Raw genomic sequence first — 1,232 nt, 5'->3', positions numbered from 1 at the left:
TGAGGATTCAAGTCATCAAAGCAACAGTTATACTAAAATACTGAATTGCATGAGGATATTGAATGAAACGGTTAAAACGTACATTTACCACAGACGAGAGAAACCTTGTTTTCGATCTATGGAAAGGCGGCGCTGGATTTAGCGATATTGGTCGCGTAATTGAGGCCAAGCCAGGCTCTGTTTTTACAATTTTACGGGAAACAGGTGGCATTAAGCCGAAACCTAGACATCTAAATGTTACCCATCTATCTATGAGCGAACGCGAAGAAATACGCGTCGCGTTATCAGCAAAGAAGAGTATTCGGGCAATCGCTAAAATGTTAAATCGGTCTCCGTCAACCATATCTAGAGAAGTAGCTCGCAATCGAGGGCGCAGGTACTACAAGGCTGTAGACGCGGACAATAGGGCTAAGCGAATGGCGAAACGACCGAAGCTTGGAGTGCTACAGCGTTACCCTGAGCTAAAGCAAATTGTGATAGAGAAACTTGAATTGAAATGGTCACCGGAACAAATTTCAGGTTGGCTAAGCGTCGAATATTCAAGACATAAAAAGATGCAGGTATCACACGAAACAATTTATAAGTCGCTTTATGTGCGATCAAAAAACATTCTTGAGCATTCGCTTTCAGAACATTTACGTAGAAAGCGCCCTATGCGCCACAGTCGCTTTCATACACGCAAAGGGCACAGAGGCTCAATTAATATTGTTAATGGTGTCTCTATCCATGAGCGCTCGAAGCATATTGATAATAGGCGATCACTTGGACATTGGGAGGGTGACTTAGTATCTGGGTCAAAAAACACTCACATTGCCACGCTAGTAGATAGAAAGTCACGTTTCACTATCATTCTAAAGCTAGCTGGAAAAGATGCCGGATCTGTTAACGATGCACTGCTTGCAATATTTAGACAAATGCCGTTGAAATATCGAAAATCTTTGACGTGGGACAGAGGTATGGAATTGGCTAAACATAGCGTTCTTACTGAAGAGTTTGGGATGCCTGTTTACTTCTGCGATCCTCAGTGCCCATGGCAGCGAGGCACAAATGAAAACACCAATAGCCTTATTCGACAATACTTCCCCAAAAAGACAGATTTATCATTCCATAGCCAAGCACGACTAAGTGAGGTTGCGACTCAATTAAATGAGCGTCCAAGAAAAACATTGAAATTTAAAACACCATCACACATGATTGAAAAGAGTGTTGCGCTGTTAGCTTGAATCCTCAGC

Annotated in this window: 1 protein-coding gene; it reads left to right on the top strand. The window is 42.5% G+C overall.

The window, feature by feature from the left end; translation table 11 throughout:
- Positions 1–62 precede the first annotated feature (62 nt).
- A complete protein-coding gene (locus tag ACEN2L_RS20705; protein ID WP_441745969.1) occupies positions 63–1,223 on the top strand; it encodes an IS30 family transposase in 1,161 nt (386 codons plus the stop codon).
- Positions 1,224–1,232 lie beyond the last annotated feature (9 nt).

The sequence above is a fragment of the Flavobacterium sp. W21_SRS_FM6 genome, from assembly GCF_052119645.1.
Taxonomy (GTDB): Bacteria; Pseudomonadota; Gammaproteobacteria; order Enterobacterales; family Alteromonadaceae; genus Paraglaciecola.
Note: the sequence above shows the minus strand (reverse complement) of the source record. Positions and strands in the feature narration are given on the sequence as shown.